The 23,577-nt window shown below is 64.0% G+C and carries 15 protein-coding genes; 13 read left to right on the forward strand and 2 right to left on the reverse strand.

Annotation, left to right across the window (positions count from 1 at the left end; genetic code table 11):
* Window positions 1-7 precede the first annotated feature (7 nt).
* Genes ACSAMM_RS00940 through ACSAMM_RS00950 form a run of 3 tightly spaced genes read left to right on the forward strand, consistent with a single transcriptional unit; the run spans window position 8 to window position 3,001 of the window.
* Window positions 8-835, forward strand: coding sequence for an L-ribulose-5-phosphate 3-epimerase (locus ACSAMM_RS00940; protein ID WP_457789115.1), 828 nt, complete (start codon window positions 8-10; stop codon window positions 833-835).
* Entirely contained in the window at window positions 832-2,343 is a 1,512-nt protein-coding gene (locus ACSAMM_RS00945) for an FGGY-family carbohydrate kinase (protein ID WP_457789117.1), read from the forward strand. Before ACSAMM_RS00940 ends, ACSAMM_RS00945 begins: the two co-directional genes overlap by 4 nt.
* Window positions 2,312-3,001, forward strand: coding sequence for an L-ribulose-5-phosphate 4-epimerase (locus ACSAMM_RS00950; RefSeq protein WP_457789119.1), 690 nt, complete (start codon window positions 2,312-2,314; stop codon window positions 2,999-3,001). The genes ACSAMM_RS00945 and ACSAMM_RS00950 overlap by 32 nt, the downstream gene beginning before the upstream one ends.
* Before the next feature lie 122 nt (window positions 3,002-3,123).
* On the opposite strand, the gene ACSAMM_RS00955 is transcribed toward ACSAMM_RS00950, so the two are convergent.
* Window positions 3,124-4,782 (reverse strand): glycoside hydrolase domain-containing protein, encoded by a 1,659-nt coding sequence (locus tag ACSAMM_RS00955; protein WP_457789121.1) that lies wholly within the window; start codon window positions 4,780-4,782, stop codon window positions 3,124-3,126.
* 112 nt (window positions 4,783-4,894) lie between these two features.
* Entirely contained in the window at window positions 4,895-5,725 is an 831-nt protein-coding gene (locus tag ACSAMM_RS00960; RefSeq protein ID WP_457789122.1) for a hypothetical protein, read from the reverse strand.
* Between the two features lie 354 nt (window positions 5,726-6,079).
* Between ACSAMM_RS00960 and ACSAMM_RS00965 the strand changes: the two genes are divergently transcribed.
* The 10 genes from ACSAMM_RS00965 to ACSAMM_RS01010 all read left to right on the forward strand — a co-directional run bounded on the left by ACSAMM_RS00965 (window position 6,080) and on the right by ACSAMM_RS01010 (window position 23,211).
* Window positions 6,080-8,116: a glycoside hydrolase domain-containing protein gene (locus tag ACSAMM_RS00965; protein ID WP_457789123.1), complete on the forward strand. Its 2,037-nt coding sequence runs from the start codon at window positions 6,080-6,082 to the stop codon at window positions 8,114-8,116.
* 51 nt (window positions 8,117-8,167) lie between these two features.
* On the forward strand, window positions 8,168-10,198 hold the full coding sequence (locus ACSAMM_RS00970) for a hypothetical protein (protein WP_457789125.1): 2,031 nt from the start codon (window positions 8,168-8,170) through the stop codon (window positions 10,196-10,198).
* 15 nt (window positions 10,199-10,213) lie between these two features.
* Complete coding sequence (locus ACSAMM_RS00975; RefSeq protein WP_457789127.1) at window positions 10,214-13,072, forward strand: extracellular solute-binding protein; 2,859 nt, start codon at window positions 10,214-10,216, stop codon at window positions 13,070-13,072.
* Window positions 13,069-14,010: a carbohydrate ABC transporter permease gene (locus ACSAMM_RS00980; RefSeq protein WP_457789129.1), complete on the forward strand. Its 942-nt coding sequence runs from the start codon at window positions 13,069-13,071 to the stop codon at window positions 14,008-14,010. The genes ACSAMM_RS00975 and ACSAMM_RS00980 overlap by 4 nt, the downstream gene beginning before the upstream one ends.
* Before the next feature lie 363 nt (window positions 14,011-14,373).
* The gene (locus ACSAMM_RS00985) at window positions 14,374-15,258 is read left to right on the forward strand and encodes a carbohydrate ABC transporter permease (protein WP_457789131.1); all 885 of its coding nucleotides are present in this window, start codon (window positions 14,374-14,376) and stop codon (window positions 15,256-15,258) included.
* 14 nt (window positions 15,259-15,272) lie between these two features.
* The gene (locus tag ACSAMM_RS00990; protein ID WP_457789133.1) at window positions 15,273-17,372 is read left to right on the forward strand and encodes a YIP1 family protein; all 2,100 of its coding nucleotides are present in this window, start codon (window positions 15,273-15,275) and stop codon (window positions 17,370-17,372) included.
* A gap of 13 nt (window positions 17,373-17,385) precedes the next feature.
* On the forward strand, window positions 17,386-19,671 hold the full coding sequence (locus tag ACSAMM_RS00995) for a DUF5696 domain-containing protein (RefSeq protein ID WP_457789134.1): 2,286 nt from the start codon (window positions 17,386-17,388) through the stop codon (window positions 19,669-19,671).
* Window positions 19,668-20,564 (forward strand): sugar ABC transporter permease, encoded by an 897-nt coding sequence (locus tag ACSAMM_RS01000; protein ID WP_178720895.1) that lies wholly within the window; start codon window positions 19,668-19,670, stop codon window positions 20,562-20,564. Before ACSAMM_RS00995 ends, ACSAMM_RS01000 begins: the two co-directional genes overlap by 4 nt.
* Before the next feature lie 12 nt (window positions 20,565-20,576).
* Window positions 20,577-21,551: an ABC transporter permease subunit gene (locus ACSAMM_RS01005; protein ID WP_178720893.1), complete on the forward strand. Its 975-nt coding sequence runs from the start codon at window positions 20,577-20,579 to the stop codon at window positions 21,549-21,551.
* A 166-nt stretch (window positions 21,552-21,717) separates the two neighbouring features.
* Window positions 21,718-23,211, forward strand: coding sequence for an extracellular solute-binding protein (locus tag ACSAMM_RS01010; RefSeq protein WP_457789135.1), 1,494 nt, complete (start codon window positions 21,718-21,720; stop codon window positions 23,209-23,211).
* Window positions 23,212-23,577 lie beyond the last annotated feature (366 nt).

Below are 23,577 nucleotides of genomic sequence, written 5' to 3' on the forward strand. Positions count from 1 at the left end.
AGCAAACGTGTACAAACTGTCGGTTTATGAAAAGGCCATGCCGGGCCATATCGGCTGGAAGGAAAAATTAACCGCCGCGAAAGAGGCGGGGTACGACGGCGTGGAGCTGAGCGTGGATGAAAGCGACGAACGCTTGTCGCGCCTGGATTGGAGCGCGACGCAAAGACTGGATTTGCTGCGGGCCTCGCGGGAAACAGGCGTGCGCCTTCCTTCCCTTTGCCTCAGCGGCCATCGCCGGTATCCCCTGGGCAGCCGCGATCCGGAGACCGTCCGCCGCGGTATGGCCATTTTAGAAAAGGCCGTCCGGCTTGCCGGCGATTTGGGGATACGGCTGATCCAGCTGGCGGGGTATGACGTGTATTACGAGCCCTCCGCGCCCGATACCGCCGCGCGCTTTGCGGAGAATTTGCAGCACGCCGTGTCCATAGCCGCGGCTGACGGCGTGACGCTGGGGTTTGAAACCATGGAAACGCCCTTTATGAATACGACGAAAAAAGCCATGACCCATATCCGCCGCGTGAAGTCGCCCTACCTGCAGCTTTATCCAGACATAGGCAATATCACCAACGCGGTTCCGGACGCCGTGCGCGATTTGCAGAGCGGGCGGGGGCATATCGCGGCGGCGCATCTGAAGGAAACCCGGCCCGGCGTGTATCGGGATTTGTATTACGGGGAAGGCGAAGTGAACTTCTCGGCGGCTATCCGGGAGCTCATGCGCCAGGGGGTGCGGCTGTATACCGCCGAATTCTGGTATCGGGAAGGGACGGACTGGCGGCGGGAGCTCAGCCGCGCGCGCACCTTTTTACAGGAGCGGTTTACGGAGGCGGAAGCATGACCTATCTCATGGGGATTGATAACGGCGGCACGATGACCAAGGCGGCCCTGTTCGACGTAGAGGGGCGTGAGATTGCCGTAGCGGCGGAAAACACGCCACTGATAACGCCGCGCCCCGGGTATTACGAGCGGGATATGACCCTTCTTTGGCAGACGAACGCCGCCTGCATCCGCGAGGTTATCCGCAAGGCGGGCGTTTCCCCGCGCGCCATTGCGGGCGTAGGCTGTACCGGCCACGGCAAAGGGCTGTACGCCTGGGGGAAGGATGGCCGTCCGGCGTGTCCCGGCATCGCCTCGACCGACCGGCGCGCCGCCGCGGTGGTCAGCCGGTGGCTCCGGGACGGCACGGCGCATAAAGCGTCCCGTTTCACCCTGCAGAGCGCCCTGGCCTGTCAGCCGGCGGCCCTGTTGGCTTGGCTGAAGGAACAGCAGCCGGAGGTGTACGCCAGCATCCGGTGGGTTCTGGCCTGTAAGGATTATATCCGCTTCCGGCTCACGGGGGAGGCCCGGGCCGAACGAACCGATTATTCCGGCTCCGGCCTGATGAATCTGCAAACCCAGGCCTTTGACAGAAGTCTGCTGGAGCTTTATCAAATCGGGGAGATGTACGACTGTCTCCCCGCCCTGTGCCGTTCGGACGAGTATGGCGGCGGCGTCAGCCGGGAAGCGGCCGGAGAAACCGGTCTGGCGGAAGGTACCCCGGTGTGCGGCGGCATGTTCGACATCGACGCCTGCGCCGTGGCCATGGACGTCATGCAGCCGGAGCGGCTGTGCACCATTACCGGCACCTGGAGCATTAATGAATACCCGTCCTTCACGCCGGTGCAGACCGGCCTGAGTACGCGCAACTCGCTGTTTTGCCTGCCGGGGCTGTATCTTGTCGAGGAAAGCAGCCCCACCTCCGCGGGGAATCTGGATTGGTTTATCCGTTGCTTTATGCAGGAGGAGCGGCGCCAGGGAATCGCGTATAAAGCGGCGGACGCCATGGTGGGGACCCTTCCGGCGGAAGAAAGCCCGGTGTTGTTTCTGCCGTATCTGTATGGCAGCCACAGCGGGGAAGCAAGCGCGGTGTTTGCCGGCCTGTCGTCGGAGCACGGCAAGGCGCATATGCTGCGGGCCGTTTATGAAGGGGTCGCCTATTCCCATTGGTATCATATCGAAAAGCTGCTGAGGCATCGAGAGGCCCCGTCGGCCATCCGCATGGCTGGGGGCGCCGCCCGATCGCCCGTCTGGGTGCAGATGTTTGCCGACGTGATGGACAGCCCGATCGAGGTGGTGTCGGCAAAGGAGCTGGGCGCACTGGGCGCGGCCATGGCGGCGGCGGTCTGCGCGGGCGTCTATGGCGATTACCGCCAGGCGGCGGCCGCCATGGTTCATCTGGCGGATACGGTCCCCCCGGATCGGCGGCGCACGAATATTTATCGGGAGAAATACGCGCGGTACAGGGAATGGATGACAAATAGGGAGGATAGGCGGCATGGTGGAGAGTCTGAAACAGAAGGTGTATGAAGCGAATAAGCAGCTTCCGCAGTATGGTCTGGTGACGTTTACCTGGGGAAACGTGTCGCAAATCGACCGGGAAAAAGGCGTGATGGTTATCAAGCCCTCCGGCGTGAGCTATGAGGAGCTGCGGCCGGAAGACATGGTTGTCGTCGCGTTGGACAGCGGCGAGCGCGTCGAGGGGGCGTATAAGCCCTCCTCGGATACCCCCACCCATCTGGAACTGTACCGGCGGTTCCCGCAAATCGGCGGGGTGGTCCATACCCATTCCCGGTGGGCCACCGTCTGGGCGCAGGCGGGGCGGGACATACCGGCCTACGGCACCACGCACGCCGATTATTTTTATGGCCCCATCCCCTGTACGCGCCCGCTGAGCCGGGAGGAGACAGCGGAAGGGTACGAAAGAAACACCGGCCTCGTGATAGCGGAAGCGTTTTTGAACCGGGATTATCAGGCGATCCCCGGCGTGCTTGTCAAAGGGCACGGCCCGTTCTGCTGGGGAAACGACGCCTTTGAAGCCGTGCATAACGCGGTGGTCATGGAAGAAATCGCCATGATGTCGCTCCATACGGAACAGCTCGGCAAGAAAACGCCGGTGGATTCCTATTTGCTGGACGTCCATTATTTCCGCAAGCACGGGGAACACGCGTATTACGGGCAAAGATAACGGTACATCGTTCGACGCGGCCGATGAATCGCAAATACAGCGCGTCCCAACCGTATGGCTATGCCGCCATATGGTTGGGACGCGTTTTTTTGCACCATTTCGCCCGCTTGCGGCGGCGGAAATCAGCTGGCGGCGATTTGTAGCAGCCGCACTCGCAGCGCCAGCAGAAATTCGGGATTGCGCACGGCGTCGTCCGCGGCCGTGACCATCAGCTGAGCCAGGCGGCGGACGGTATCGGGCGCCTTTTCCGCGGCCAGGCACAGCAGCTCGTAATCCTCAAAGCCGTCCCGCTGCGCCTCGCTGCGCACGCTCTCCAGCACCGTGAGGCCCTCCCGGTCGGGATAGACGATGAAGGCGTCGCAGGGGAAGGAGCCGAAGCAGCAGGCATCGGCGTAGGGATCCCACCGCTTGACGCAGGGGCCGTAATTGTTCCAGGCGTAGTGCAGGAAGCCGGTCAGCCCGTGGCGGAAGTTGTACCACCCGAGCAGCCGGGTGGAGGACAGGGGATAGTCGCCCAGGCGGGAGAGATACTCGAACTGGGGCTGGAGGCAGGTGTACTGCCAGACCTCGCTGCCCTCGCCCTGCAGGGCGGCATAGGCGGCGGGGGCCATGTCGTGATGCCACAGCAGCGGCACGTGAATGTCCAGTTCCCGCCCGAAGGCATAGGGGGATTCCCGGCGGACGGCGTCGATGGTACGCCCCTCCGGCAGGTAGTGGTGAAACAGGCGGTAAATCGCCAGGGTCTGCTGATAGTGGATGTCGTTGTCGATTTCGTCCGCCACATGCTGTACCCAAATCCGGTTCCATCCCTTCTCCCGGAGGTGGGTGGCCAGGGCGGCAAACAGCTGATGGTGGAAGGCCTCCACCGCGGGATCGCTGGCCGGCTTCCATACGCGGCTAAAGGAGCCGTCCTCCTGCCGCTCGAACACCCAGGCGATGAGCGGCCGCTGGTTCCAGCCGGTGCCGGGGGAGGGATCCAGCATCCAGTCGCGGGCGGCCAGATGCATGCCGCATAGGGCCTTCGCGCCCATGTACCGCTCGTCCAGCATAATGTCCACGAACCGGTCGAAGCGGGTGAAATCAAACCGCAGCCGGCCATTTTCGTCGGCGGAGAGCCGGTAGTCCAGGGTGTGCTCCAGCTCGATGTTTATCATGTTCTGCCGCTGCCGGCGCAGCAGGACGGCGCAGTTTTTCACATACGTCCAGTAGTCTTCCGACCAGGGCTCGATGCCGTAGACCTCCCGGGCGTTTTCCGGCACCAGCAGCTGCGTCCAGCAGACGTAGGTCAGGCGGGACTCCCGCGGGGCGGGCAGGGTGACGGCGTAGATGGTCAGGGTGAAGGACACCGCCGCCCGGAAGTCCTCCGCCTCCAGCTCCACTGTGCCCTCGTAGACGCCAGGAGGCGCATCGGGCGCGGTGCGGGCCGCGATATACAGGCTCCGGGTTTCGCCGGCGGGCACGTCGACGCGCGGCTGTTTCTGAAAGTATTCGGGCAGGACGCCGGGAGCGGCGGCCCGGATCGAGCGGGAGCCGATATGGATGGTGTTTTTCGAGAAGGGAACCAGGCCCACGTGCCAGGCGGCCCATTCGACATCGGAGGCGTCGCACCGCACCCAGGCGGACAGGCCGGCCAGCGGGGCATCCCCCGCCCGGACAGCGACGAGGAAGCCCTCCCCCTCGCCCCGGGCCATATGCAGCGCGTAGGAGGCCCGTCCGTTGGACGGGGTGTCCGGGAAAACGTCCTCCAGCGGATTCATGGTAAAGACTTGCGGCTGTGTCATGTTCATCCCCCATTCCGCCGCCCGCGGGCGGCATCGTTAGATCGGAAAGACGCGCGGCCTCGTCTGGCGCGGCGGCTTACCGGTTGGCTGTTCCGGTTGTGCTGACGGTGGTTCACGCCGGCTTGTCTCCCGGCGCGTAAAGCGGTTCCCGGTTGCCGGCGGCAAAGCGGCCGTCCAGGCGGTGAACCAGCGTGCGGCGGATTTTCCGCAGAAGATCGGCGTCGTCCTCGCAGTGGGTGCGCACCGCCCGCAGGGAGGCGAGGAGCGTATCCGTCAGCAGAGGATCGGCGGCGCGGGCGGCGGCGAACAGCCGGCGGTCGGCCAGGGCGGCCCGGTACAGCACGCCCGCGTATCCCTCCGCCTCCGGTAGGAGGAAGGGACCGTCCCCGGCGGCGGAAAATAGGATGTCCAGCGGGTCGGTCAGCGCGGGCCCTGTCCGGGTTTCCACCGGCGGCGCCGTGACGCCGGCCACCTCCACCGCCACCGGCAGGTAGGTCACGCCGGCCTCCCCTTCCATTTCCAGATTGGTGCGGTAAATGCCGGGCGGGGTGTCGGGGAAGGTGACGGCGCTCAGCAGCAGGGCGGTGTTTTGATGCGGCAGGACGGAGGGGATCGCCTCCGCCAGGCGGACGCTGCCGTCCAGCCACAGGGGCCGCACCTCCAGACGAGGCGCGCGCTGGCCGTAAAACGCGAACAGCCGGGCGCGGCGGATGAACACGCCCAGCTCCATGCCGTTCACCACGGCCAGACAGGCCGCGAAGTCGTCCCGCAGTAGGCAGAGCTGGGCGTATTCCCGCCTGCCGCGCAGGGGCAGGGCGTCCACGGCGGGGCGGATATCGCCATCCATGGCCGCCGGGCCATCCGTGGAGGGCGGCGGGGTTTGGGGCGTCAGGGGGGCCCCGAGGGGGGCGGGATACAGCAGACCGGTGGTTTCGATACGCATCGACGGGCTCCTTTCAGCAGGAAGGTGGATGGGCGAACTAGTTTATGGTCTATCGGGCTTGGGGGTTGGTATGCGGGGTTCTGCCCCGCATATCGACGCCAAGCTCGATAGAAAATTAAAAAAGGAGGGCTGTGGCGGTGGGGGGATGCCCTTAGTATACAGGAGCGGGGGACGGATGGATATAACCGATTTTTATGCCGGATTTTCACGGTGTTAGAAATCGGTTATGGCATCCAAGAAATCTTGGATTGCGCGCGGGGAGGCGGGTTTGCTACCATAATAACAGAGGCGCCGCCGTGGGGCGGCAGTAAACGGGGGGCTCCCCCTCTTTGAGGAGAAAGGGACGACATGCGCATGAAAAAACGTGTATGGGCAGGTGTTCTGAGTATGCTGTTTCTCGCAGGGTTTCTGACCGGCTGCACCAAGCCGGCGGAGGGTTCGTCATCCGCGGACCCGGATACGTCTGCCGCCGTTTCCGGCGGGGAGACAACCGGCGCGTCCGATACCGCCAGCACGCCCGAGGGCGCGGCGTCGGCGGACAGCGCCGCGCCCACCGCCCCCGCGAGCGGCGGCAAACCGGGAGACCGGACCACGGGAAAGGCCGGCGGCAAGACCACGGCGGCCTCCACCGCCAGCGCTGTGCCGGCGAAGCCGCTGCCCGGCGAGGTGGCGACCTGGTTCGAAGGACCGCTGACCGACATTTTCCCCGCCACCAAGAAATCCGCCTCCTCGCTGTCCGCGGGGCGGATCGATCTCTTGAAAAATGAAACCGAGTCCATCCAGCTGGGCGTGCGGGCCGGCGGGCAGGAGCTGACCAACCTGCGGGTGACGGTCAAGCCCTTCAGCGGCAAAAACGCGCCCACGGTGATGGCCGCGCCCATCCGGCTGGTCTACACCTCCAAGACGTCCCGGGGCTTCACGGCGGCGGGCGGCTTTTCCGCCAAATACAAGCGGGGGGACGCGCCGGGGGATTTCCCGGAGTATTACGACACCAACAACAACGTGGTGGGATTGGCCAAGGGCGTGCAGTACACCCTGCCGGCGAACAGCAGCGCGGGGGTGGTCGTGGAGGTGACGGCCTCCGCCTCCACGCCGGCGGGCGAATACACGACGACGGTGGAGCTGGCCGGCGATCAGGGGACGCGCAGCATACCCATCACCGTCAAGGTGTGGAACGCCGCGCTGCCGGATCCCAAGAATTCCACCTTCTCCTACACCAACTGGTTCTCCTCCGCCAACATGAACGAGGCCGGGTTCCCCAGCTTCATGGACGCGTATTACGACGCGGGGAGCTTCAACGACAACTTCTTCACCGTCATGGCCAACTACGCCAAGGTGATGAAAAAGCAGCGGCAGAACGTGATTTATGTACCGACCATGGCGCTGCTCACCTCCGACATGACCATCGACGGGGCGGGAAATTACCAGTTCACCTTTAAAAACTTCGACCGGTACATCGAGACCTTTATCCGCAACGGGTCGGTCAAGGCGCTGGAGGGCGGCTTCTTCTACGAGAAGGACTGGTACGTCAATCCGCCCACCCAGCCGAACACCTGGCCGGAGGGCTCCCTGGTGGCGCCGATTTTCGTCAAGAAGGGCAGCGGGGCGGCGACCAAATGGGTGTCGGTGGAAAGCGCGGAGGTCTCCCGGCATTTCGACAAGCTGATCCCGGCGCTGTACCAGCATCTGAAGGCCAAGGGCTGGGCGAATATGTGGCTCCAGCACGTCTGCGACGAGCCGCTCTCCGACCTGCAGGCCCGGCAAATCGACGCCATGTACAAGCGGATCCTCAAGGAAATGCCCGGTGTGCGCACCCTGGACGCGGGCAGCCATCAGCTGACCAATTTTCCGGATCGCTCTTTGAGCATCAACTGCCCCCAGCTGGACGATTATGAGCGCAGCCGCGACGGCTACAACGCGCTGAACAAGGCGAATAACGGCATCGACGTGTGGTTCTACACCTGCGTCAATCCCCAGGGCAATTACATGACCCGCATCGCGGATTATCCGCTGCTGTCCGCCCGGATCATCGGGTGGTACGGCTGGCAACAAGGGGTCAAGGGCTACCTACACTGGGGTTGGAACCTATGGAACCAGGCCATGTACGCCCGCAACGATCCCTTCACCGACATGTTCTGTGAGGATGCGGCGGCTGACGCCTTCCTGGTGTACCCCGACGCGAAAAACCGGTCGGTGTTCGAGGGGCCCCGCTCCACCTCGGTGCGGGACAGCTGGGAGGACTACGAGCTGCTGACGCTGGCCTCGAAAAAGAACGCGGCCAGGGTAAAGCAGCTGACCGACGCATTGGTTAAGAACGGGGACACCTTCACCCGGGACAGCGGCAAGCTGCTGGACGCCCGGCTGGAGCTTATCAAAATCGCCGCGGGATAACGCCCGCGGAACTCATACGCCGCGGGGCGGCTGGAAGGATGGCGGACGGATATGGCGGAGCTCGGCTACGACAATTTGGTATCGATGGAGTCCCGGGACGCGGCGTTTTTCCGCGCCCTGCCCGAGGAGGCGGTGCGCCACAGGCTGTTGAACGAGGATATGCGGCACAACGCTATCTGGGACATGGCGATCTCCCGGGAGGGACGGGTGTTTTTCAGCCTGTGCGCCGAGTTGGCGGAAAGCCGGTATGTGAGGCTGTACGAATACCTGCCGGACGAAAACGCGTTCCGGCTCCACTTCCGCCTGGAGGATCGGGTGATTGTGCAGGACAGGGAAATCCGGGCCAGTAAAATTCACACCTCCATGGCTTTTATGGAGGACGGGCGGCTGATCATGACCACCCACACCACCTCCCAGGCGCCCCAGCACCCCACCTGGATGGCGGAGGGGTATTACCAGCATCTGTGGGAGGGGTTCCCCGGCTCGCACCTGCTGCTGTACGATCCGGAAACGGGGATCCTGGAAAATCGGGGGATCCCGGCCCCTCACGAGACGCTGTATGGCGGCACCTACGACCCGCTGCACCGCGTGTACTACTGCGGCGGCATGATCCGGGGGCACGCTTACGCCTGTTCCCTGGACGACAACCGGGTGACGGATCTCGGGCAGGTGACGGAGTTCGGCGCCTACCGCTGGGTTACGGGGCCGGACGGCCACGTCTATTCCTCCAGCCGGACGGGGCGGCTGTTCCGCATCCGGACGGATACCCGGCAGGTGGAGGAGCTGGGAATCTCATTCCCCCGTTCCTCCTTCCCGGATTCTCTGACCCGCAACCAGCTCAACGGCGCGAAAACCGGGCCGGACGGGCGGCTGTACATGCAGGTGGTGTGGGGGGATTGCCTGTTCGCCTACGACTGCGCCCAAAACCGGCTGGACAATCTGGGCAGCTACGCGCCCGCCGGGCTGAAATGGCCCCATAAACACTGGATGGTGGGGCTGCATTTCGACACCGAGCAGGTGCTGTGGTACGGGCTGTTCCTGTTCAATGCCCTGGGGGAGAGCGCGGGCTGCCGGCTGTGCAGCTGGGACATTCTGCGGGGCGGGGAGCCGGTGGATCACGGGTTTATCGCAAGCGACCTGCGGGGAGTGCACACCCTCAGCGAGGTGGAGGGGCGAGGGGATCGCCTGTACATATGCGACGGCAACCACCTGTTTGACCGATGCGGCATGCTGTGCGTGGATTTGGCGGCGTTGCGCCAGGCAGAGGCGGAGGGCGTGACCGGCCCCCTGTGCCACGACGCGGCCCCCTATCTGCCGGTCAAGGGCGGGCGGGAGTTGTACCCTTATGACGATTTTGAGGAACGGGGCGGAGCGTATCTTCGCTATATGAACCGGATCAAGGATCACTGGCAGTTCTACGCCGCGAACAGCGAGAGCATGAGCGCGCCCGACACGCGGGTAGTGCGCCTGTGGGAGCGGGTGGGCTTCGGCATGCCGGTGCGCGCGCTGTCCTTTGCCGAGGACGGCAGCCTGACGGGCGTGTGCGGGCAGGAGACGGCCCTCGCCTTCACCATCCGGGACGGCGCGCTGACCGACATCCGGCCGGCGGACGGGTTCCCGCCGGCGGAGACGATTGCGCTGCCCGAAGGGACGCGGCTGCCCGCCGTGCCGGGGAGGCAGTATCTGGCCGAACCGTCCGCCGCCGTGCGGATGGGGGACGGCTCCCTCCTGGTGGGGACGAAGGACGGCATGCTGTGCCGGATCCAGGGGGAGCGGGTGTTCTCCCTGGGAATGGCCTGCTTCAACGGGCCGATCCATCAGCTGGCCGCCGACCGGGAGGGCCGGCGGGTGTTCGGCGTGGCGGGGCATGAGCTGGATCTGGGAATGATTTTCGAATACGACGACGAGCGGGGCTTACGCTGGCGGGGGCGGAACTACGTGTACACCGCCGGGGAGCCGTATATGGCCCTCAGCTCCGAGCCGGTGTGCTGCGCCCTGTCGCCCGACGGGGAATGGCTGGCGGTCGGGGTGGCGGACCGCATGTCCTGCGTGTATCTATATCGGGTGGGCGAGGACTCCTAAGAGAGGTGAGGCGCGTTGAAAAAAAGGTTACGGGCCGCGGCCCTGCTGGCGGCTTTGGCCCTGCTGTTGCCGGCGGCGGGAGCCGGAGGAGCGCGGGCGGCCTCGCCGGAGGCGCCCAGTGCGGCGCAGAGTGCGCTGCGGGCCGGAAGCTACGGCCGGTATCTGGCCGGCATCGCGGAACAGCCGGCGGGGGAGGCCTTCACCCTTAAGGCGTCCGCTTTCACCGAGAACCCCGGCGGCTCGGCCTCCCGGCTGACGGAATACAAGGGTGGGCGGGACGTGCTGATGGTGGCGGATCAGGAGGACAGCCTGACCTACCGCTTGCAGGTGCCGCGCACCGGTCGGTACCGGGTGGTGTTCCGGTATTACCCCATCAAGGGCAACGAGCGGCCCGCGGAACTGGGGCTGGAGGTGGACGGCGCCGTCCCCTTCCCGGGGGCGGAGCGCTTCACGCTCGGGCGGGTGTTCACGGGGGAAACCGCCATCCAGAAGGACGCGCAGGGCAACGAGTACGCCCCGCGGCAGGTGGAGCATTTCGACTGGTTCGAGGAGCCGCTCAAGCTGCTCGACGGCACGGCGGACGATCCGGCCGAGCTGTATCTGGAGGCAGGGGAGCACACCCTGACCCTGCGCACCCTGTCCCAGCCCTATGTTTTGGACACGGTGGCCTTTCTCCCGCCGGAGGCCCCGGAGAGCTACGCGGCCTACCGGGCGGGGCGGCTGGACGACGGGGGGACGGATTTCATCAAAATCGAGGCCGAGAGCGCGGCGCGCAAATCCGACCAGAGCCTGCGGCCGGCCTCCGATCGCACCAGCCCGCTGACCAGTCCGTATGATCCCGGCAAGGTGCGCATGAACATTCTGTCCTCCAGCTGGTCCCAGCCGGGGCAATGGCTGGAATGGGATTTCGACGCGCCCAGCGATGGGTATTACGCGCTGGGGTTCCGGTACCAGCAGTTTACCAACATCAACTTTTTCGTCACCCGCCGCTTGTCGCTGGACGGGGCGGTGCCCTATGAGGAGGCGGCGCGGCTGCGCTTCGCCTACAACCTGGATTGGCGGTACGTCACCCTGACCGACGGCGAAGGCGTCCCGCTGAAGGTGTATCTGACCAAGGGGCGGCACACCCTGCGGCTGGAGGCGGTGCTGGGGGATTACGGGTCGCTGCTGGATAGCCTGGACGGGACGGTGGCGGCCCTCAACGACCTGTACCGGCAGGTAATCGTCATCACCAGCGTGTCGCCGGACAAATACCAGGATTATTATCTCGAGCGGGAGATTCCCGGCCTGACGGACACGCTGAGGCAGGCCGCCGACACCCTGGCGGCCGAGTTCGCCCGGGTACAGGCCGTCACCGGCACCGAGGGGGCCCAGGCCGCTATACTCAACGTCTTCGCGGCGCAGCTGCGCAGCTTTCTGGAGAAGCCGGAGAGCATCCCTCTGCGGCTGAGTGAGTTCAAGAACAACGTGGGCTCCCTGGCGGCCTGGGTGCTGGATCTCAAAAGCCAGCCTATGGACCTCGACTACCTGTATCTGTACCAGGCGGACGCGCCGCAGCCCAAGGCCAAGGCCGGTTTTTTTGACACGCTGGTGCATGAGATCCGTTCCTTTGCAGCCTCGTTCTCCGAGGATTACAACGCCATGGGCGGGAGCGGGGGGCAGGAGAGCATCGACGTGTGGGTGGGATCCGGCCGGGATCAGGCGCAGATCATCCGGATGATGGTCAATGACCTGTACACCCCCTCCCACCACATCGGCGTCAATCTCAAGCTGGTGAATGCCGGGATGGTGGAGGCTTTTCTGTCGGGGCAGACGCCGGACGTGGCGCTGACCATCGGACGTGGCCAGCCGCTGAACCTGGCGGTGCGGGGCGCGCTGGCCGACCTGACTCAGTTCGAGGATTTCGAGAAGGTGAAGGACTGGTTCCTGCCCGGGGCGCTGGATCCCTATTACTTCGAGAGCGGCTGCTTCGGGCTGCCCGACACCCAGAGCTTTTACATGCTGTTTTACCGCACCGATATCCTGGAGGAGCTGAAGGTGGCGCCGCCCCGGACATGGGAGGAATTCTACGCCGCCATCCCCGCCATTCAGCGGGCTAATATGGAGGTGGGCATCCCGTACACCACCGTGGATGCCTTCGGCGCGGCGGACGCCGGGCTGGGGGTGCGCAACATTTTCCCGGCGCTGCTGCTCCAGCAGGGCGGGAGCTTTTACAACGCGGACAGGAGCGGGACGGCCTTGGGCACCCCGGCGGCGGTGGAGGCCTTCACCCGGTGGTGTTCCCTGTACAAGGATTACGGGCTGCCGGTGTCCTACGACTTTTACAACCGGTTCCGCACGGGGGAAATCCCGCTGGCCATCGCCTCCTACACCGAATTTGCCCGGCTGGAATCCGCGGCGCCGGAGATCCGGGGGCTGTGGGAAATGGCGCCCATACCCGGAGCGGCCCGCTCCGACGGCACCATCGACCGGGCGCAGGCGGGATCTCGGCTCCGCCTGCGTCATCCTGAGCCGGACGGAGAAGCTGGAGGCCTCCTGGGATTTCCTGAAATGGTACTGCTCGGCGGAGGCGCAGACCCGCTACGCCAAGGATGTGGAGGCGCAGATGGGGCTGCTGGCGCGGGTGGCGGTGGCCAACAGCGAGGCGCTGGCCTCTCTGGCCTGGACCAAAGACCAGCTGGCGGCCATCGAGGAGCAGCGGCGGGACGTGCGGGAAATCCCGGAGGTGCTGGGCGGGTACTACCTCATCCGCGGGCTGGACAACGCGTTCCGGGACGTGGTGTACGAGGGGAAGAACCCCCGGGAATCCCTGGTGCTGTACGACAAGCAGGTCAATGGGGAGATCCAGCGCAAGAGAAAGGAGTTCGGCCTTGAATAGGATACGCATACGGCCTTCTCGGCGGCCGGCCGAGCCGAAAAAGCCGTTTCTGAGGGACGTGCGGGACAACAAGCAGCTGTATCTGCTGCTGCTCCCCTTCTGCGTGGTGTTCCTGCTGATGTTCGTCATCCCCATCGCGGCCTCCATGGTGCTGAGCCTGACCTATTACAACATGTTCAACACGCCGAAGTTCATCGGCCTGGCCAACTACATCAACCTGTTCCTTAACGACGACGTGTTTTTCATCGCGTTGAAAAACACCCTGCTGTTCGCGGTGATCACCGGGCCGCTGAGCTATCTGCTCTGCTTTTTCGCCGCCTGGCTCATCAACGAGATGCCCAAGGGGCTGCGGGTGTTCCTGACCTTTATTTTTTACGCGCCCAGCCTGACCACGTCGGTGTATTTCGTCTGGCAGCTGATTTTCAGCGGGGACAGCTACGGCATCGTCAACGGGCTGCTGATGAACCTGGGGCTGGTCAGCGAACCGGTGCAGTGGCTGACCGATCCCCGCTACAATCTGGGGATTCTCATCGTGGTGCAGCTGTGGATGTCGCTGGGCACCTCGTTCTTAGCGTTCATCGCGGGGTTTCAGTCCATCGACGCGAGCCTGTACGAGGCGGGGGACATCGACGGGGTGCGCAACCGGTACCAGGAGCTGCTGTACATCACGCTGCCTTCCATGAAGCCGCAGCTGCTGTTCGGCGCGGTGATGCAGATTTCCGCCTCCTTTTCGGTGAGCACCATCTCCCAGGAGCTGTGCGGCTTCCCGTCCACCAAGTATTCGGCCCACACCATCCTGCTGCACATGCAGGATTATGGCAGCCTGCGCTACGAAATGGGCTACGCCTGCGCCATCGCGGTGGTGCTGTTCGTGCTCATGTTCGTGTTCAAAAAGGGCGTCAGCCTGCTGATGCGGCGCATTGGTGACGAGTGATCGGGTGGTGACCGCTGAAGGGATTGGAAAGAACCCTTCGCCGGCCACGCGAAGGGCCGGCGCCCCGCAAGGCGGGGACACGCTTCTTTCCATTCGATCCGAGCTTTCTGCGGGCCAGGGAGCGAATGATCGGGTGGTGACCGCTGAAGGGATTGGAAAGAACCCTTCGCCGGCCACGCGAAGGGCCGGCGCCCCGCAAGGCGGGGACACGCTTCTTTCCATTCGATCCGAGCTTTCTGCGGGCCAGGGAGCGAATGATCGGGTGGTGACCGCTGGGGGGATCGGAAAAAACCGAGCTTCCAGGAGAGATTGTGTGAGAACCATATTTGTGCTTCGAGCACGGCGAAAGGACTGTGATTTTGTATGGCCGTTTCCGGTTTGCGCTGGCAGATGCGCGTACATAAGAAGCGCCGGCATTCTGGGCGGCGCGCCTGGGCGACCGTGCTGCTGTTCGCGGTGCTGACGGTGCTGGGGCTGTTCATGGCCCTGCCGCTTATTTACTCCGTCATCAACTCCTTCAAGCCGGTGGACGAACTGTTCGCCTTTCCACCCCGCTTTTTTGTGGTGCGGCCCACCTCCTCCAATTATTTTCTCCTGTTCAAGCTGGCGACCAACATGTGGGTGCCGTTCAGCCGGTACCTGTTCAACAGCCTGTTCGTCAGTGTCGTGGCCACGGGGGGCAACGTGCTCATCGCTTCCATGGCGGCGTATCCGCTGGCCAAGTTCCAGCTGCGGGTGAAATGGATTTTCAATTTCGTGGTGGTGGCGCTGCTGTTCAACACCACCATCCTGTGGCTGCCCCAGTATGTCATCCTGGCCAAGACGGGGATGCTGGATACCTATCTCGTGTATATCCTGCCGCAGCTGGCGACGCCGCTCGGACTGTTCTTGATGAAGCAGTTCATGGAGCAGGTGCCCACCCCGCTTATCGAATCGGCCACCATCGACGGGGCGGGGCAGATCCGCACCCTGTGGAGCATCGTGATGCCCCAGGTCAAGCCAGCTTGGATGACGCTGCTGGTCTTTTCCTTCCAGGGGGTGTGGAACCAGACCCAGGCCAACATGGTGTTCAGCGAGGAGCTCAAGCTGGTCAATCTGGCGGTCAAGCAAATCATGGCGGGGGGGACGGCCCGCTACGGCGTGGCGATGGCGGGAAGCATCGTGCTGATTATCCCGCCCATCCTGCTGTTCGTGTTCACCCAGAGCCAGGTCATGGCAACCATGAGCCATTCCGGTATCAAAGAGTGAGGGGAGGGTGCGCTTTGAAAATCCTGTGCAGGGCCCTGTGTGCCCTCCTGCTGGCCGGTGCGCTCTGCCTGCCGGGAGCAGCGGCGGTGGACACCCCGTACGACGGCTACGCCTACAACGAGAAGGGGAACGCGGTGGCGGCGCCGGTGGGCTACGTGCCGCAGAAGGTGGTTTCCGGCCGGCAGCTGCCCCCCGGCACCCTGGGCAACGCGGCCGATCTGTTCGTGGACGAGGACGGGCTGCTGAACGTGGCGGACACTGACAGCGGGCGGATCCTGGTGTTGGACGAGGAGCTGCGGTATGTCAAGACCCTGACCTTCCGGGAAAACGGGGAGGAGCGCGAGCTCCCGGGGCTGGCCGGCGTGTTCATCCGGGGGAGCGGGGCGGAACGCACCTATTACGCCGCGGATCCCCAGAACAAGCGGGTGATTATCGCGGACAGCGGGCTGAACATCCGGCAGGTCATCGAGCGCCCGGACAGCGCGCTGCTCCCTGACAACGTGCCGTTCGCGCCCTCCAAGGTGCTGGTGGACAAGGAAGGCGTTCTCTATGTGCTGGTGCCCGGGCTGTACCGGGGGGCCTGCGTGTTCTCGGAGGAGGGGGAGTTCCTGACCTTTTTCGGCTCCAACCGGGTGGAGCTGTCGGCCCGGATGCTGCTGGATTACTTCTGGAAGGGCCTGCTCAGCGACAAGCAGAAGGACAATATGGCCCGGTACATACCGGTGGAATACGCCAACTTCGATTTGACGCCCGATAATTTCATCTACACGGTGACGCAGAAATCCGTGGCGGGCGGCAGCGTGGTCTCTACCAACGAAATCAAAAAAATGAACGCCAAGAGCGTCAACGTATACAAGGACGCCAACTACGGCGACCTGGAGGTTGCCTGGAGCGACGGAAGATTGCTGGACACCGCGTTCGTGGACATCGACGTCATGGACAGCGGGCTGGTCGCGGCGCTGGACGCCACCCAGGGGCGGGTGTTCCTCTATGACGAGAACGGGCAGTGGATCACGGTGTTCGGCGGCATCGGCGTGCTGGAGGGTACTTTTCGCATCCCAACGGCCGTCGAGACCATCGGCGAGCGAATTTACGTCCTCGATACCATGGGGGACACGGTGACCATGTTCACCCCCTCGGCCTTCGGGCGGACCATCTTTTCGGCCATCCGGCTGTATAACGAGGGGAAATACGAGGAGTCGGTGTCCCTGTGGCAGGAGGTGATCCGGTACGCGGGCGGGTACGACCCGGCGTATATCAGCATGGGCAAGACCTACTTGAACAGCGGGGACTATACCGCCGCGATGGACTGCTTCCGCCGGGGACACGCGCCCGAGCTGTATTCCGACGCGTTCCGGCAGCAGCGCAGCGTCGGCCTGCGCAGCTGGTTTTATCCCATTTTCGCGCTGTTGGCGGTGCTGGTGATCTGGATCGTGGTCTCCGACTCCCGCGACCGGACCAGCCGGGCGCGGGATGTGGACGCGGGGGCCCTGGGGCCGGCGCGGCGCCTGCGGTACACCCTGTTCCATCCCACCGACGGCTACGAGGCCGGGGTACGGGCGGGGAGCGCGCGCTCCCGGGCGGCCATCACCGGCGTGAGCCTGGCCCTCTGGTTCTTCGCCACCATCCTGACCTGGCAGTACAACGGGTACGTGTTCAACCAGAATGTGGCGGGGGATTTCAGCATCTGGATCATCCTGGGGCAGACGCTGCTGGTATTCGGCCTGTTCGTGCTGGCCAACTGGTTCGTTTCCACCATGATGGACGGCAGCGGCAAGCTGCTGGACATCGTGTATGTGCTGGCGGTGGGGCTGCTGCCCTATGTGGGCTACCAGCTGCTGTCCCTGCTGCTGACCAACGTGCTGACCCGGGAGGAGGGGGCGTTCCTCACCCTGCTGGGGGCGGCCGCGATCCTCTGGTCGGCCGTGCTGATGGTGCTGGGGCTCAAGGTGGTGCACGAATTTTCCTTCGGGCGCACGGTGCTGGCCGTGCTGTATTCCCTCATCGGGATCCTGATTATCCTGTTCCTGGCGCTGCTGCTCTGGAGCCTGTTCCAGCAGCTGGCCATGTTTCTCGTATCCCTATACGACGAGCTGTCCCTCAAGCTGAAGTAAGGAGGCGTCCGCCATGCAACTGAAAAAACGAATCCGGGCGGGTGCCCTGCTGCTGGCCGCGGCGCTGCTCCCCATCCTGGCGGCGGGGGGCTACGCGGCCCAGGAGACAGACGCGCCCGCGTCCGCCGGTCAGACCGCCCCGGCGCAGGGAACCGCTTCCTTGTCCAAGGGGCCGCTGACCCTGTCGGCGGACGAGGCCACCGGTTTTCTCACGGTGACAGACGGGGCCTCGGGCATGACCTACGCCTCCAACCCGGCGGATTACGAGCTGGACACGGTGGCGCAAGGGGTGAACATCACCCGGATGATCTCCCAACTGCTGGTGACCTTCCTGAACGGGAACCAGGCCATGGACGAGGTCAACTCCTACGTGGGCAGCGTGTCCGAGGGGGGGCTGCGGCTGAGCCGCGACGGCGATACCCTGACGGCGACCTACACCTTTGCCGAGCAGGGCTTCGTCATCCCGGTGCGGTACAGCCTGACGGCGGACGCGTTGTCGGCCTCCATCGATTACGGGCAGGTGCGGGAGACGGGGGACTGCCGGATCCTGGACATCACGCTGCTGCCCTTCTTCGGAGCGGCGCGATCGGGGGACAAGGGCTTCTTCATCCTGCCCGACGGCTCCGGCGCGTATGTCGCGTTCAACAACGGCCGATATGCCCAGGGAGAGTACCGCCGGGAGATTTTCGGCGGCGATTTGACCCAGGTGTCGGAAAGCAAGCCCAACGACTATAAGCCGGTGCTGCTGCCGGCGTTCGCCGCGGTGTACACCCACGCAACGCCGCCGCTGCGCACCGACGAGAACGGCAGCCCCGTCCAGGAGGCGGGGCGGGACGTGCAGGCGGGATTCCTGGCCATCGCCCGCCGCGGGGCGGCGGGAGGCACCCTGTCCGCCGCGGTGGCGGGCATGGACACCGGCTATAACACCGCCGGCTTCACCTTCCTCTACCGCACCAGCATGGAGACCACCTTCCTCAGCCGCACCTGGGCGGAGATGAAGCGGATCCTGACCGCGCAGACCCCCTGCACCGATGAAAATCCGACGGTGGAATACCGGTTTTTGCGGGGGGAGGCGGCCTCGCTCAAGGGGGCGGCCGACGCCTGCGCCGATTGGCTGCTGGACGGCGCGAAGCGGGGCGGCAGCCTCAACGATGCGCTGTATCTCGACGTGACCGCCGGGGTGCGGGCCAAGCAGCAGTTCCTGGGCTTCGGCTATCAGGCGGTGACGCCGCTGACCACCCTGCGCCAGACCGGCGCCATGCTGACCGAACTGCGGGATGGCGGGGTCGGCCGGTTCGTGGTGCTGCTGCGGGGGCTCAGCCCCAGCGGGGCCTACACCGGCAAAATTGACGCGAAGCTCAAGGTGGACGGCAAGCTGGGAAGCGCCGAAGAGCTGCGGGATCTCATCGAGACATGGACGGATGTGTATCCGGAAGTCCGGCTGACCCAGTTCACCGACGGCGGCAACGGCGCGCACGCCTTCTTCGACTCGGTGACAGCGGTCAACAAAAAGACGGCGAAGCTGTTCGATTACCATTACGCCACCGGGCTGCGGGACTACAGCCGGCCCACCCGCTATCTGCTGCGCCCCGAAGGGGTGGAGAAGGCGGCGGGACGGCTGGCGGACGATGTGCGGGAGAAGGGGCTGGAAACGCTGGCGCCTAGCTCCTTGGGACGGGATTTATACAGTAATTACGGCGGGGGGGACGACCCGTTGGGCAGGGTGCAGGAGCGCTTTACCCGGGTGCTGGCGGATCTGGCCCAGGGGCGCCGGCTGCTGCTGGAGGCGCCCAACGCCTACGCCATGCCGTATGCGGAAAACTTTATCGGCCTGCCTCACACCGACAGTGGTCATTTCATCAGCAATGGGGCCGTGCCTTTTCTCCAGTTGGTGCTCGACGGGCTGAAGGGGTACGCTACCCCGCCGGTGAACTACGCGGGCGATTTGCGGGATATGCTGCTCCACGCCGTGGAGTCCAACAGTGCTCTGACCTTCTCCGTGATGGAGGCGGACTATGAAGCGGTGGCCCGCACGTCCATGAACCGCCTGTACGCCTCCACCTATGCGCAGTGGAAGGACACGATGCTGGAGACCTACTGCGAGCTGGCGGCTGTCCGGGAGCGCACCGGCGGCACGGCGGTGGCCGGGTACGTGTTCCTCAGCCGGGACGTCCGGCAGGTGACGTTTGAAAACGGCGCGGTGGTAGTGGTCAACTACGGCACCGCGCCCTATGAGCGGAGCGGGTTGACGGTGCCGGCAAAATCCTATGGCTTTATCGGCGGGAGGGATGGATCATGACGCGCTCGCTGCGGCGGACATCCGCCTCCCGGCGGCGCCGGCTGACGGGACTGCTGTTCGTTTCCCCCTGGATCGTCGGGGTGCTGGCTTTTTTCCTGGTGCCCATGGGGCAGTCGGTGTTTTACATGTTCAACGACGTGACCGTGGAGCCGGGCGGGATGAAATCCGTGTACGTCGGCGGGGAAATTCTGCAGGACGTGCTGCTCGACGATCCGCAGAACGTGCGGATGATGCTGACCTCCATCGCCCAGACCCTGGGGGAGGTGCTGCTCATCGTGGCGTTCAGCCTGTTCATCGCCATCATCCTCAGCCAGGAATTCCGGGGGCGGACGGTGGCGCGGGCGATTTTCGCCCTGCCTATTATCGTGTCCTCCGGCGTACTGCTCGCGGTGTTCAAGCAGGATCTGTTCGCCTCCTCCATGGCCCAGACCAGCGACGTGACGATTTTCCAGTCCGCGGCGCTGGAGATGTCCATGCTCAAGCTGGGGCTGGATCCCTCCCTGGTCAGCCAGCTGACCGGCGCGGTGTCCAGCATTCTCGACCTGCTGTGGAAATGCGGGGTGCAGATCCTGCTGTTCATCGGCGGCATCAAAGCGGTGCCGGCGCATTTGTACGAGGTGTGCAGCGTGGAGGGGGCCAACGCCTGGCAGACCTTCTGGAAGGTGACCTTCCCGCTGGTGACCCCGTTCATCCTGCTGAACGCCGTGTATTCCATCATCGATTCCTTCACCTATTATTCCAACCCGGTGATGCAGCGCATCGAGGAATACTTCAACAAAATGTACAACTCCTCGGGCACCACCCTGGCAGTAGCCTACTGCCTGATGGTGCTGGCGGTGACGGGGCTGGTGGCCTGGTTCATCTCGCGCCGGGTGTTTTACATCGAGAAATAAGGGGGGACGGCTTTGAATCGCGTATCGTCGGCGCCCGGGCTGCGGGCGAAAATATGGGGGGCCCGTCTGGGCCGGGGCACCTGGAAGCTGTCCCGCTTCATCCTGCTGCTGGGTATCCAGTTCGTGCTGATTTACCCTATCCTGTACATGGTGATCACGGCCTTCCGGGGCCGGGCGGACATGGAGGATCCGTCGGTGGTCTGGCTGACCCGAACCTGGACGCTGGACAACATGGCCCTGCTGGTCAAGACCATGAATTATCCCGCCCTGCTGGGCTACACGGCGGAAATCAGCTTCGTATCGGCCTTTTTGCAGACCTTTGTGTGCGGCGTGGTGGGCTACGGCTTCGCCCGGTTCGATTTCCCCTTCAAGCGGATCCTGTTCGCCGTCGTGATACTGACCATCATCGTGCCGGTGCAGACCTATCTGTCCCCCCTGTACATGATGTTCCGGTTTTTCCGGCTGCCGGGACTGTCCGCCATACTGGACGCCATCGCAGCGGGGAGCGGCACCTTCAAGCTGGTGGATTCCCCCTGGCCCTTCTGGCTGCAGTCTCTGTTCGGCATGGGGTTCCGCTCGGGGCTGTTCATCTTCATCTTCCGGCAGTTCTACCGGGGGATGCCGGGTGAACTGGAGGAGGCCGCCCTCATTGACGGCTGCGGCGCGGTGCGCACCTATTTCCGGGTGATGCTGCCCAACGCCCGTTCCTCCATGATCACGGTGTTCATTTTCTCGACGGTCTGGCACTGGAACGACTATTTCGTGCCGGCGGTGTTCAGCGAGACCCGCCAGACGGTGGCCACGGCGCTCGCGTCCCTGCGCTCGACCCTGGAACGGCTGGCCACCCAGAACGGGAGCGATCAGCTGATGGTGCAGGTGCAGGTGCAGGCGGGCGCGCTGTTGGCCATCGCGCCGATGCTGGTGCTGTTCATCGTGGCCCAACGGTATTTCACCGAGGGGATCGAGCGCAGCGGCATCGTGGGCTGAGGCGGGAAGCGCCCTTGCTTAAAAATCGGTTATCCATTCTAAGAAACCTGGGATTTCCCACCGGGCGGGGAGCCGCTATAATGAAAGCAGAAAGGGGCGCGCCGGCGGGACAGACGGAGAGCCGGCCCCCCGCCGCCTTCTGGCTACGTGAAAGGAATGAGGGTATATGATGAAGCAGAAAATCCGCGCGGTGTCCCTGCTTTGCGCGCTGCTGATGGGGCTGACGGCCGCGGGCTGCGGCCGTCAGGAGACGCCGCCGGCTTCCTCCGGCGTCAGCGGTGTTTCCCAGAGCACCGCCCCGGGAGAAACGGCGGGGACGGATACGATCACCGATCCGAGCGCCACACAGGGAACCGAATCCCCCTCCGGAAGTACCACGGCGGGCAGTCAGCAGGGAGGAAAGAAGACCACGGCCGGCAAAACCACCGGCAAGGCCGCTTCCCAGACCACCTCCAAGCAGGGAGGCTGGAGCGGCGGCGACGCCACCGGCAAGAAGCTGTTCGACAAGCGCAGCGGCGTCAAGGGGGAGGTCAAGCTGTTCATCCCGTGGGATACCTCCGGCGACGAGGATTTCAAGGCCATCAAGGCCGGCTTTGAAAAGGAATATCCCGGCACCACCGTTAAGGTCATCAACGGCGAATGGGGAACCCGGGACATCAAGCTGACCCAGTTCATCCGCAACGGCGATTCGCCCGACTATGTGCCCACCGGCGTGTTCGATTTCCCCCGCCGTGCCATTAAGGGGCTGCTGACGCCCCTCGACGATATGATCCAGGTGACGGACACCCTCGACACCTATGTGATGGACAACGTCACCACCTGGCAGGGAAAGAAATACGCCATCATCGGCAAGCGATCGCCCGGGGTGCTGTACTACAACACCACCATGTTGAAAAACGCAGCCGTGGCCAAGGCCCCGGCACAGCTGGCCCAGGAAAACAAGTGGACCTGGAAGGATCTCAAGGACATGGCGCGCCGGCTGACCGTGGACAAAAACAAGGACGGCAAGCCGGATGTGTACGGCTTCGGCACCGAGCTGGAATTCATTTTCCCCTTGGCGCAGGGCACGGATATCGTCAAGTTCAAGAACGGGAACCCCTCCCTGAACATCGACGACGAGACCTGGCGCAGCTCCCTGCTGTATTACTACGACGGTATCAACAAAGACAAGGTGTTCTCGCCCGTCCGGTGGGGGATGTGGGAGGAATTCGCCAACGGCAACGTGGCCATGTATTACGGCCCGGCGGGCGAAGCGGAAAAGCTGCTGAACAAGGGCATGAAGAACTGGGATATCGCGCCCTTCCCCAAGGCGAACAGCGGGGACGCGAGCTACATCGGCTATAGCTCCAGCGATGGCTTCGGCGTGCCGGCGGGCGCAAAGAACGCCATCGGCGGCATCGCGTTCGGCGAGTACCAGTACAATTACTACACCAAGAAATCGGAGGCCGGCACCTCCAAGAAAATTTTCACCGAGGCCCAGCAGAAGATGATGGATTCGCTGGAAAACCGCATCACCTGGCTGTACGGCTACGGCATGGAGGACAGCTTCTGCCAGTCCTTCGGCAACTACATGCGGAAAAATGGCGATTTCAGCGCCTTGATGGAGGAAATGCGGCCCATCTGGCAGAAAAATTTGGATGACACCCTGAAGGGCCGCTAATCGAACGAACATTACCAACCCAAACAGAAATTTCTGTTTGGGTTGGTTTGATTTGTGTGGTATGCTTAAGGTGAGGGGGAGCAAACAACCTCCGATTTTTGGGAGAGCGAGCGCCCACAGCGGCGTTGGCCTCACTTGCCATGCGACAGCATGGCGCGAACGGCCGCCTTGCTGTGAACCCTCGCTCAGCCCCAAAAATTCTTTGACCTCAGCCTGCGTATTTTGTCATTCGGCAAGGCAGAGGACGACGGTGGGCTGGCGCCCACCTAGGACGATAACGCGGCAGAATGGCAAAATACACCGGCTGAGGCGGGGGGATTCGCTCCCCCTCACCTTATGTGTGGAGATTCCGAAAGAAAATGGAGG

The organism is Anaeromassilibacillus sp. SJQ-5, from assembly GCF_054108045.1.

Excerpts from the sequence above, each read along its gene's own strand:
- ACSAMM_RS01000 (WP_178720895.1), top strand. The coding sequence starts at position 19,668 with ATGACGCGCTCGCTGCGGCGGACATCCGCCTCCCGGCGGCGCCGGCTG.
- ACSAMM_RS00950 (WP_457789119.1), top strand. The coding sequence starts at position 2,312 with ATGGTGGAGAGTCTGAAACAGAAGGTGTATGAAGCGAATAAGCAGCTT.
- ACSAMM_RS00955 (WP_457789121.1), bottom strand. The coding sequence starts at position 4,782 with ATGACACAGCCGCAAGTCTTTACCATGAATCCGCTGGAGGACGTTTTC.
- ACSAMM_RS00960 (WP_457789122.1), bottom strand. The coding sequence starts at position 5,725 with ATGCGTATCGAAACCACCGGTCTGCTGTATCCCGCCCCCCTCGGGGCC.
- ACSAMM_RS00970 (WP_457789125.1), top strand. The coding sequence starts at position 8,168 with ATGGCGGAGCTCGGCTACGACAATTTGGTATCGATGGAGTCCCGGGAC.
- ACSAMM_RS01010 (WP_457789135.1), top strand. The coding sequence starts at position 21,718 with ATGATGAAGCAGAAAATCCGCGCGGTGTCCCTGCTTTGCGCGCTGCTG.
- ACSAMM_RS00995 (WP_457789134.1), top strand. The coding sequence starts at position 17,386 with ATGCAACTGAAAAAACGAATCCGGGCGGGTGCCCTGCTGCTGGCCGCG.
- ACSAMM_RS00945 (WP_457789117.1), top strand. The coding sequence starts at position 832 with ATGACCTATCTCATGGGGATTGATAACGGCGGCACGATGACCAAGGCG.
- ACSAMM_RS00985 (WP_457789131.1), top strand. The coding sequence starts at position 14,374 with ATGGCCGTTTCCGGTTTGCGCTGGCAGATGCGCGTACATAAGAAGCGC.
- ACSAMM_RS00965 (WP_457789123.1), top strand. The coding sequence starts at position 6,080 with ATGAAAAAACGTGTATGGGCAGGTGTTCTGAGTATGCTGTTTCTCGCA.